Raw genomic sequence first — 11,701 nt, forward strand, 5'->3', positions numbered from 1 at the left:
CAATATGACAATGCAAACAACCATAAATAACGAAAAGCTATCACCGTGGCCGTGGCAGGTTGGAGAAAATGCTATTCACTTCGACACAGGCTCAATCGCGAAGATATTGAAAGATCTTAGCCGGGGCTGCTATCTGGTTAATCACCCGGAACAAGGTCTGGGGATCAGTCAGCAGGCCGAACTGGTTTCTGGCGAAAGCGCCAGTGCTGCTAACACCCATCCGGTCAGCGCTTTTGCGCCGGCCCTTGGCACCCAAAGCTTAGGTGACAGTGACTTCCGCCGTGTTCATGGCGTGAAATACGCTTACTATGCCGGTGCGATGGCCAATGGGATATCTTCAGAAGAACTGGTTATTGCGCTGGGCCAGGCGGGGATCCTCTGTTCATTTGGTGCTGCAGGCCTGATCCCGTCACGGGTGGAACAAGCAATTAACCGTATTCAGGCTGCACTGCCGAACGGCCCTTATGCCTTTAACCTGATCCACAGCCCGAGCGAGCCCGCACTGGAGCGTGGCAGTGTTGAGCTGTTCCTGAAACATAAAGTACGTACTGTTGAAGCATCTGCCTTCTTAGGTCTTACCCCGCAAATCGTGCAATACCGTGCCGCAGGTCTGAGCCGTGATGCAAAAGGTGAAATCCAAATTGCCAACAAGGTGATTGCGAAAGTCAGCCGTACCGAAGTTGCCCGTAAATTTATGGAACCGGCTCCGGCGAAGCTCCTTCAGGCTCTGGTCAATGAAGGCCGTATTACTGCTGAACAAATGGAACTGGCTCAGCTCGTACCAATGGCTGACGATATAACCGCTGAAGCCGATTCAGGCGGTCATACCGATAACCGCCCGCTGGTAACGCTTCTGCCGACGATCCTGGCTCTGAAAGAAGAAATCCAGGCTCAATACCAGTTTAAAACTCCGCTACGCGTGGGTTCGGGTGGCGGTATCGGTACCCCTGATGCGGCACTGGCAGCGTTTAACATGGGGGCTGCTTATATCGTCACAGGCTCTATCAACCAGGCTTGTATCGAAGCGGGCGCGAGTGAGCACACGCGTAAACTGCTTGCGACAACAGAAATGGCCGATGTCGCCATGGCACCGGCTGCCGATATGTTCGAAATGGGCGTGAAGCTGCAGGTGGTTAAACGCGGCACCTTATTCCCGATGCGTGCCAACAAGCTGTATGACATCTACACCCGTTACGATTCTATCGAAGCGATCCCTGCCGATGAGCGCCATAAGCTGGAAACTCAGGTTTTCCGCTCGACCCTTGATGAGATCTGGGCCGGTACGGTGGCTCACTTTAACGAGCGCGATCCAAAGCAAATCGCTCGTGCCGAAGGCAATCCAAAACGTAAGATGGCATTGATCTTCCGCTGGTATCTTGGCCTTTCAAGCCGCTGGTCAAACACCGGTGAAGCAGGCCGCGAGATGGATTATCAAATCTGGGCCGGCCCTGCACTGGGCGCATTCAACGCCTGGGCAAAAGGCAGTTACCTTGATAACTATCAGGATCGTCGTGCCGTCGATCTCGCCAAGCACCTGATGCACGGTGCCGCCTATCTTGCACGGATCAACCTGCTGGCTTCACAAGGCATCAGACTGCCGGCCGAACTTGCACGCTGGAAGCCGACAGAGAAAATGGCTTAAGAGTAAGATTCCAGAAGCGAGTTTCTGGATGCGAGTATAAAAAAAGCGGCCTTCAAATGAAGGCCGCTTCGTCATTCACGGCATAGGTTTATCCACGATTAATTAATCGCGATTGACAGGAAGTAGCCGACAACTGTAGCCGTCGTTACCCCGATAAAGCCTGGAATAATAAAGCTGTGATTCAAAATATACTTACCGATTCTGGTTGTGCCCGAGCGGTCGAAGGTAATTGCCGCCAGATCACTTGGGTAGAACGGGAAGAAGAAATAGGCGTAGCACGCCGGCAATACACCGATGATAACTTCAGCGGGTATCCCGAGAGAAAAGCCCAGTGGCAGCATGATGGTCAGTACTGCAGCCTGGCTCTTCAAGAAAATAGAGACCACGAACATCGCGATGGCAAATGTCCACGGGTGAAGGTTAACGATATCGCGTACCATCTCTATTAAGTAAGGCTTGTGATAGCTAATAATCGTGTCACTCATCCAGGCAATACCAAAGATGATAATAACGGCAGTCATACCCGCAATAAACACGTGACTGGTGACAATTTTCTTGGGCTGGACTTTCGTAATTAACAAAATGATTGCGCCAACCGACAGCATTAAGAACTGTATGGCGACAGACATTTTAACGCCGTCAGGAAGCAAGCCGAGATCTTTACCAAACATCGCGACAAAAATAACCGAGACAATACCCAGAACGAAGACAGTTAATCCGGTTTTCGCCTTTTTATCTTCGGTTGAACCCTCTTCCGTTTCCGCATCGTTATCGATTAGCTCCTTTCGGAACTCCTCGTCTTGACAGCGCTCTTTGAACTCGGGATCTTTGTCGAGATCTTTGCCTCGACGAAGGCTCCAGGTACAGGCAACGAGCAAACCGGCCAAAGTGGCAGGAATCGTCACCGTAAGTACATCGAGCAAGCCTATATCAAGATTATTATCAACGGCAGTGGCCATAACCACTGCTGCGGCCGCAGCAATTGGACTGGCTGTAATCCCCATCTGTGATGCAACCGATGCCATCGCCATCGGGCGTTCCGGGCGGATCCCTTTTTTGTAGGCTACATCGTAAATAACAGGAAGAAGAGGATAAACAGAGTGGCCTGTACCAACAAGAACCGTTAATGCATAAGTGCTAAGCGGACCAAGAAAAACAATTTTATTAGGGTGCTTACGCAGCATTTTTTCTGCGTATTTGACCAAAAGCTTTAAACCGCCCGTCGCTTCCAAGGTGGCAGAAGCTGAGACTACGGCTAAGATAATCAACATCACACCGATGGGGGGCGTGCCAGGTGCAACACCAAAAACGAACGCTAAGACCGAGACTCCCAATCCACCGAGAAGCCCAAAAGCTATGCCGCCGTGTCGGATTCCGATAAATATGACAGCGAGCAGCAGCATCATATGAATATAAAACATTTTTTCATCCTTAAAATCATAATTACAAAAATAACAGCCAGTACAGACACTATTCCTCTATTAGGCGTAGGGGCATTAAAATTATGCCTGCAGTCTAACAACACTTATTGATGGGATTATTGAGAGCCCCATTAATGTAACTATCTTTGGCTTTTGTAACTTTTGTACACGGCAGCTTGATCAGGCGTACCGTACATTAAGTGGTCTGAACGTCATTATTTCTGATTCAGCACACATTACTTCCGGCAGCGAGCCCGCTATACTGCCTCTTCACGAGCGCTGCTATTCTGAGGCCTGTCATGAAACTTAAGAGCTATCTGGCCTTAATCACCGTTGCTACCACCTCTGCTATTGTTATCGTTGTAACCACCGCTATCTTTTTTTTACTGCAAAACTCGTATCAGAAAGGCATTGCGGCAAGGGGGTTGGAGCTGGCGCGCGTGATCGCCCACGACCCGATGGTTATCCGTGCTGTTGATGCCAAAAATAAGCAACAAAATTACGACCTGCAAAACTATATGGAAGATATCCGGGCCCGTACCGATGCCTCCTTTATTGTGGTCGTCGATAAAAATGCCATGCGTTTAAGCCACCCGACTCTCGATAAACTCGGCAAGCATTTTATCGGTGATGACATTTATCCGGCGCTGGAGAGCGGTAACGAATACAGTAGTGTCGCATCAGGATCGCTGGGCAAAGCTATCCGTAACTTTTCCCCTATTTATTTAGACGGGAAAGTCATCGGCGCAATCTGTATTGGTTATTTATCCGAGAAAACATTCGATATTTTATTACAGCAATATGGTCACATCGGTCTGCTTATCGGCATCGTCTATCTGCTTGGTATCGGTACCACAGTCTCGTTCGTGTTCAAGATGAAACGCACCTTCCTCGACTATGAGCCGGAGTTTATCGTGAACAAGTTCCGCGAACATGAAATGGTACTTGACAGTATTCGTGACGCCATTATTGCGGTCGATAGTCACATGAATATAGCCACGATTAATAACAGTGCAATCAAGATGCTTTCTATGGGAATACTCGACCGCTACGACTATGTGAATCACCCACTGTCACGCTATTCAACACAGTTAAGTCATCTGGTTCTCACTAATCAGGGGGTATTCCACCAAGGAGAACTCAGTATTGGCAAGTTGAAATACAAAGCCAACGTCTATCCAATCAACACCGCTAAAGGTCTGCTGGGGCATGCTATCGTCTTATACCCCGATCTTGCTCACAGCGAGCTTGAACACGAAGTCACCTACCTGAAAAATTACGCGGAGTTGCTTCGCAGCAAAACACACGAGTATTCCAATAAGCTCAATGTACTTTCAGGCATGCTGCAAATCGGTAAGTACGATGAAGCGGTTGATTTTATCCAACAAGAAACTGACCGCTATCAATCCATTATCCGTAACATCGTGCTGTCAGTAGCAGACAGTGCCGTCGCCGGTTTATTGCTGGCAAAATTCAATAAGGCATCAGAGATTGGCGTAAAGTACACTATTGATGTAGATACCAACCTATCAAGTTATGAGAAGAATATCTCGGAAAAACTCGTTACTATGCTGGGTAACCTGATCGATAATGCCCTGCTCGCAGCATGGCAAAACCGGGATAAAGCCGATCCCGAAGTACATGTGTACCTCAGCGATCGCAGTCATCACATCATTTTAGAGATTCAAGACAGCGGTGCAGGCATACCCGAAGATATTTCAGAACACATTTTAGAGTTCGGAGTAAGCTCAAAGCATAACGACGAGCAAAGCGGCATCGGCTTGTACTTGGTCAAACAACTGGTTAATTACTTTCACGGAAGTGTTGATTGGGAACGGACAGAGCAACACACTACGCTGTTCAGCATTTACTTAGACAAAAATGAAATCGCTAATTATGACTAAAACCACTGTAATGCTGCTTGAGGATGATCTTCGGGCAAGCTATACCCTCGAATCGACTATCAATCAACACCCTGACTTTACGGTAGTGGCCGTCAGTGAAACCTGCTCAGAAGCCTTGTCACAATTCGAGGCATACAAACCGGCATTAATCTTTGTCGATATAACATTGCCTGATGGCAGTGGCATTGATGTTATTCGCCATCTACGTGAACAACACGCAGATTGTGATTTCATTATGACAACGGCTGAACGAGAAACGGCCACGGTCGAAAAAGCCGTTCAGTTGGGTGTGATCGACTATTTAGTCAAACCAATTCGTATGTCTCGTGTTAAGCAGGCGTTGAACGATTACAGACAATACAAACAGCAACTCTCTCGTGCTGCTACCGTTGATCAGGGAGAGATCGATCAAATCTTACGTAAAGCGCCTGCAAAACAATTACGCCAGACACCGAAAGGCATTGATGTCACCACCCTCGCGTCATTGAAAGCAATTTTGCATACAGAGAAATTACATAACTTCTCTGCCGATGAAATTGGTGAACGCATGAACGTCAGCCGTATTACGGCAAGACGCTATCTAGAGTTTATAGAGTCGGAAGGGACAATCCGCCTCGTGTTAAACTACAATACCGGCGGTAGACCCCGCCGCTTGTACCAGATGGTTGATTAACCGCGAAGACCCCTGATGAAGAAATGCGTTGCCGCGATAGGGAGATGTAAAAAGTGAAATCACTTTCAGTAAGCGCCACAGGAAAAGCGTAAACACGTCGACAGTTAGCTGATAAATGTGTTCATGCCAAGATTCTCTGCTTGTTGATTGTGGCCATACCATCAAATGCGGCCTTTTTCGGCCGCTTCGCTACATGCTTATCTGTTGGATCCGATTATAATCCCTTTATATATTGACCATTCGTTGTTGGATAAACAACTTGCTCAAGTTCTGATTTTGAACCAGACTTTCCGTCTAAGAGGTTCTGAAAAAGCCTTATAACACTTGCTTTATCTTTCCCGATATACGTTTCAGTTGTTATATCCCTTAAATCAATAAAGAAACTCGTAAACATCTCCGGCAAATCTGTGAGAATCTCAGTGTTTAGGAAGTTATTATCGCTATAGATGCAATTGTGATCACCCTTTTGCTTATCGATGACAAAAGAAGCTTCTTTCAAATTAATAATTGATGCGGATTTTTTACACTTTTTAAGGCATTTTGCATCAAAATGCTTCTTTTTACATCCTGTCGTCTGATGGAAAAAGCACTGCCTGCTGGTCATCAGTAAAATCGGGTGATAGATACTGTAGTGCAGCGTGAAGTTAGCTGGGCTCACAATCTGTTTTATTTGCTTTTTATTTATTTCATTGGAGATAAATGAACCACAACAGTTAAACTCTTCCTTCATGCATAAAAGACTGAAAGAGTTTGTAATGTTAAGGTATGGCCCGGCTATCCAGTTAATTCCATTTTGATAGGCTTTGTAAGCGATTCCGGTATTGTTCGTTACAATGAGCTTTGGTTTTACCTGTTCAAGAAATTCTATCGCCGCGGTATAGTTTTCTCCGATTAAAATCGAAGGGAACCAAGGAATTAGACTCTCATTGTTTGAAAAAAGTTCTACAAGCTGAGAATATTCACCGCGAATAGATTCAGGAAGCTGGTAATAGATATTCGCTGACGTGGCATTACAAAGCTCGACATCTTTTTTAGCAGAAATGAGTACCGAAAGAGTCGGCTTGGCCTTTAACTGATCCGGTTTCGGCAATGCTGGTTTCTTTAAGACCGGCATTTCAACCGGGGCCACACGTTCTTTTGATCCATTGAGAAGAAATGCAATTCTGTCTTTTATTTTCGTCAGCTCTTTAAATGGAACAAAAAGATCACTCTGAAGATTTTCAATATCTAATGCAACAACACAATATTCAGCATCGCTTAAGGTCTTAAGCCTCTTTTCTATACTGTTATAATCTATAGTGTATTTATCAGCGTCGATCAGTTTGCTTTCAGATTCCACATCAAATGAATAGTCTGGTGTCTTCACCGATATTTTCAGATGACTATTAACCTTTCCAGAAACACCAATTGTCAATGGAATTTTATCGATATTTAAATCTTTTATTTTTTCCGCAACCGTGGTGATGATCTCGGTTTTGTCGTCATAAAGTTTTTGTTTTACTTCTTGAACACTTTCATCTGTCGAACAACCATAGACTTCAGAGAAATGCTTCACTGAATGATCACGAGGGTTATCAATAAACATGTTTTTATTAATATCCCCTTTTAAATACGAGTTTGAAAAGTCCCGGTTGAACACTTTATATAGTTCAGTGTTATCACTAAGTAACTCATTATTATCACAGAAGCTTTGGATCTGTTTTCTCCAGTTATCCACGACTGTATAGACATAGTGAGATTTTTTAATTCTTCCTTCTACTTTCAAGGAGTAAACACCAGCGTCAGCAAGTTCTTTTAGATCAGAAAAAGCCGAGTTATCTTTAAGGTTAAGCGGATAGTCTTTACCTACCGATGTCGTTAAATACTTATCCCTACACGGCTGGCTACAACGACCACGATTGCCTGAATTACCGTTACGGACAGAGCTTATGTAGCAAAGCCCAGAAAAGCCGATGCAATAGGAACCATGAACGAATACTTCCATTAAGACATTGTTTTCATGTCCAACTTGAGCTAAGTGTTTTATTTCATTAATATTTAACTCTCTTGATAAATTCACTCGGCTTGCAGTCAGCTTATTTAAAAAGAAAATTTGTCCTTCATTATGAGTGTTAGCCTGTGTTGATGCATGTACATCCAGATCTTTGAAATGTTTTTTTAACAGATAAAAAAGACCTAAATCCTGAACGATTACACCATCTATCTTTGTATTTACCAGCTTATTAAGTAATCGTATAATCGCTGGGATTTCACTTTCTAATATAATGATGTTTAATGTTAGGAAAATTTTACAGTTATTTTTATGGGCCAGTCTCACGATGCCATTTAAATTATCAAATGTTATATTTGTTGCTCGATTTCTGGCGTTAAAATTATCCAGACCACAGTATATCGCATCAGCTCCTGCTACAATTGCGGCTTTTATAGACTCAATATCGCCACCAGGTGCCAATAATTCAAATTTGTTTTTCATTGCGATATAACCCACTTGTCGCTTTCACTCTATTTCAGTGGGACGTATTTTACCCGTATCTATTCTTCATTGTCTATAAAAGGCCAAATAGCGGCTGCGTTTGCCGTAAACAGCCAGCGTTTCTGCGGCCTGAAAAAAGGGTTAACCATCGGCTAACCCTTTCTTTGAACTGTTAGATCCTAAGTGTGTTGATTACATGGTTAAACTGGCGACTTAACCGGCTCACCTTCAACGACGTCACCAGCTTGTGGCCTCTCATGAGCGTTATATTTCTTCTCCCAAAAGTCAGCATTTTTAATCCCTAACTTAACAGGATTAAAGGTAAACTCAGTCACACCGGCTTTTTGCTGTGCTTCATAATCTTTCAGCGTTATCAGTGCCGGTTTTGACATGAAGAAGATAATAACGATACCGACGATGTTCAACCATGCCATCAGGCCAACACCAACATCACCCATCGCCCACGCCAGATTTGCGGTTTTAACGGTGCCGTAGAAAACAGCCACCATCAGTACAATTTTCAGGATAAACATTATGCCCGGCACTTTAAACGTACGGCGGATATAAGCAATGTTGGTTTCCGCAATGTAGTAATACGCCAGAATAGTAGTGAAGGCAAAGAAGAACAGTGCAAATGCAATGAACGGCTTGCCGATACCCGGCATCGTGCTTTCAATCGCCATCTGGGTAAATAGCGGACCATTGGCACTGATTTCTGAAGCAAGGTTTTGCACCAGGAAGACACCTTCCGTACCGCCATGAACATTGTAAGCGCCAGTGATAATAATCATGAACGCAGTTGCCGAACACACCAACAGTGTATCAATGTAGATTGAGAACGACTGTACCAGACCTTGCTGAGCAGGATGTTGTACATCTGCCGCTGCTGCTGCGTGAGGACCCGTACCCTGACCCGCTTCGTTAGAGTAAATGCCACGTTTAACCCCCCAACCTATGGCAGCTCCCATACCAGCCATAGGCGTAAAGGCATCACCCACAATCAGGGCAAAAACAGTCGGAACCTGACTGATGTTCAGCAGGATAATAACGAAAGCAACAATGATATAAGCCAGCGCCATGAAAGGAACAACAATCTGGGTGAAGTTCGCAATACGCTTAACACCACCGAAAATGATAAAGCCCAGAATAATTGAAATCATCGTCCCGGTCGCGATCTTGGCAAAACTAAACGTGCCAACGGCTGTTTCGATCATTTCACCGGTGCCGAATGCAGCTTCTATCGCATTACCAATACTGTTTGACTGTACACCAGGCAAAAGTACACCACAGGCGAAGATCGTTGCTATGGCAAAAATCCATGCATACCACTTCTGGCCCATCGCTTTTTCGATGTAATAAGCCGGACCACCACGAAACTGACCGTCTTCATCTTCTTCTTTGTAGATCTGCGCAAGCGCGGATTCTGTGTACGCTGTCGCAGCCCCCAGGAAAGCAACAACCCACATCCAGAACACTGCACCAGGACCACCAAAACCGATAGCCGCTGCAACACCTGCAATATTACCTGTACCTACACGTCCCGATAAAGAAACTGCTAAAGCTTGAAAAGAGGAAATACCTTTATCGGAACTCTTACCTGAGAGTAAAAGCCTCCACATCTCGCTAAAATGCCTGATCTGAACAAAACGAGTAGTCACGGAGTAAAACAAACCCGCGCCTAAACAAAGATATATCAGCACCGGGCTCCATATTATTCCATTTAAAAAATCAACAAACGACTGCATTAAAATCTCCCTGTCTTGAATACATTATTGGTTAATGTCAGGCAGCATAATAGTCGGAATGTAATCGATTTGTTAATCACTTTGTCTTTTTAACTTCTGAGGACGTGACCGCGGGCACGGTATGGCAACATACCGATAACAACTAATGATTAAAACTTAACCAGGGTGGTACATCGCTATTCATACTACCTGGATATTACCGATACTTATCACCGACGATAAAAAGAGTCATCTGCAGATTTAACATTCAAAGACTGGACAAGTTAACTAACTGTTTTGTATAGCTCTCTTGCGGCTGGCTGAACAATGTTGCAGTATCTCCCTGCTCTACAACCTGGCCGTCTTTGAGTACTAAGGTGTAATGGCACAGCGATTTAACGACATTTAGATCATGACTGATAAACAGGTAACTCAAGCCGTGCTTTTGTTGTAATGATTTGAGTAAATCGAGCACCTGAAACTGAACCGTGCGATCCAATGATGATGTCGGTTCATCAAGCAAAATAAAGTCCGGTTTAAGCACCAGGGCCCTTGCAATCGCAATACGCTGCCGTTGTCCGCCGGAAAACTCATTCGGGTAACGATGACGCGTTTCCGTATCCAATCCCACCTCTTCCATTGCCAGACAAATAGCCTGATCTTCTTGCTCCGGGGTCATGGGTTCGTGAACTTTCAGCCCCTCTCCGATGATCTGTGCTGCAGACATCCGAGGGTTAAGCGCTGAAAATGGGTCCTGGAAAACTACCTGCATACGCCGACGCAATGGCAGCATCTTTTTTCGATCAAAGGTGGAGATATCCTTGCCGTCAAAAACAATACTGCCCTCACTGTTCAGTAATCGTAATATTGCCATTCCGGTGGTCGATTTACCTGAACCACTTTCGCCAACCAGACCGACACTATGGCCCTTACGAAGCTGAAAAGTGATATCGGTAACAGCCTTGATGTGCCCTTTTAACCGTTTTAGAATTCCGCCTTTAACCGGAAACCAGACTCGCAGATCGTTTGCCTCAAACAAAACAGGTGAATCTGGCTCAACCGGAATCGGTTCACCTTTCGGATCGGATTCAATAAGCAGACGGGTATAGGGATGGCTCGGCGTCGATAAAATAATCTCTTTTGTGTTTGTCTCTACCACGCTGCCGAGCTGCATGACTGAGACACGATCAGCAATGCTGCGAACAATGCTCAAATCGTGAGTGATAAACAGCATCGCCATACCGAGCTCCTGTTGCAGATCTTTCAGCAAGGCTAGAATTTGCGCCTGCACCGACACATCGAGTGCGGTTGTCGGTTCATCCGCAATCAGCAATTCAGGCTCATTGATCAGTGCCATGGCGATCATGACCCGCTGACGTTCCCCTCCTGACAGTTCATGCGGGAATGCGTTAATGCGGCTTTCGGGATTGCGAATCCCGACTTTCTTCAACCAGTTCAGCGCAATTTCTTCTGCCTGACGCTGGCGCGTTCCGCGGTGAATCGACAGCGTTTCACATAGCTGCCGCCCAATTCTATGAAGCGGATTCAGTGACATCATCGGTTCTTGAAAGATCATGCCGATACGGTTTCCCCGCAGCCCCCGCATCTGCCGCTCACTGCACGTCAGCATATCAATATTGTCATATTTTATACTGCCGCTAAGGTAGCGGGTGGTCGATTTAGGCAACAGGCGCAGGATCGCATTGGCTGTCACCGACTTACCGGAACCACTTTCTCCCACCAAGGCCAGGGTTTCACCACGGTAAATCGTCAGGTTTACCTCATCAATGACCTGGGTAACCTGTTGCCCACCCTTAAATCCTACCGCTAAGTTTTCAATGGATAACAATGCGTCTGTCATAGC

7 protein-coding genes are annotated in these 11,701 nt (G+C 45.4%); 3 read left to right on the forward strand and 4 right to left on the reverse strand.

All coding sequences use genetic code 11. The features are described 5' to 3' along the window. Positions 1 to 4: 4 nt before the first annotated feature. Positions 5 to 1,642, forward strand: coding sequence for an eicosapentaenoate synthase subunit PfaD (gene pfaD / locus AC2204_RS00550; protein WP_318923342.1), 1,638 nt, complete (start codon positions 5 to 7; stop codon positions 1,640 to 1,642). A gap of 98 nt (positions 1,643 to 1,740) precedes the next feature. Here the strand turns inward: pfaD and AC2204_RS00555 are convergent, their stop codons facing one another. Then, positions 1,741 to 3,063: an anaerobic C4-dicarboxylate transporter gene (locus AC2204_RS00555; RefSeq protein WP_318923343.1), complete on the reverse strand. Its 1,323-nt coding sequence runs from the start codon at positions 3,061 to 3,063 to the stop codon at positions 1,741 to 1,743. A gap of 299 nt (positions 3,064 to 3,362) precedes the next feature. Here AC2204_RS00555 and AC2204_RS00560 point away from each other — a divergent pair, with 299 nt between their 5' ends. Together AC2204_RS00560 and AC2204_RS00565 are read left to right on the forward strand one after the other, a co-directional pair. Then, the gene (locus AC2204_RS00560) at positions 3,363 to 4,967 is read left to right on the forward strand and encodes a sensor histidine kinase (protein ID WP_318923345.1); all 1,605 of its coding nucleotides are present in this window, start codon (positions 3,363 to 3,365) and stop codon (positions 4,965 to 4,967) included. Next, entirely contained in the window at positions 4,960 to 5,640 is a 681-nt protein-coding gene (locus tag AC2204_RS00565) for a response regulator (RefSeq protein WP_318923346.1), read from the forward strand. Before AC2204_RS00560 ends, AC2204_RS00565 begins: the two co-directional genes overlap by 8 nt. A 214-nt stretch (positions 5,641 to 5,854) precedes the next feature. On the opposite strand, the gene AC2204_RS00570 is transcribed toward AC2204_RS00565, so the two are convergent. The 3 genes from AC2204_RS00570 to AC2204_RS00580 form a co-directional block, all read right to left on the reverse strand. Beyond that, positions 5,855 to 8,113: a peptidase U32 family protein gene (locus tag AC2204_RS00570; protein ID WP_318923347.1), complete on the reverse strand. Its 2,259-nt coding sequence runs from the start codon at positions 8,111 to 8,113 to the stop codon at positions 5,855 to 5,857. Between the two features lie 200 nt (positions 8,114 to 8,313). Beyond that, entirely contained in the window at positions 8,314 to 9,858 is a 1,545-nt protein-coding gene (locus AC2204_RS00575) for an alanine/glycine:cation symporter family protein (protein ID WP_318923348.1), read from the reverse strand. Between the two features lie 247 nt (positions 9,859 to 10,105). Beyond that, the gene (locus AC2204_RS00580) at positions 10,106 to 11,698 is read right to left on the reverse strand and encodes an ABC transporter ATP-binding protein (protein WP_318923349.1); all 1,593 of its coding nucleotides are present in this window, start codon (positions 11,696 to 11,698) and stop codon (positions 10,106 to 10,108) included. Positions 11,699 to 11,701 lie beyond the last annotated feature (3 nt).

The sequence above is a fragment of the Photobacterium sp. genome (assembly GCF_057456235.1).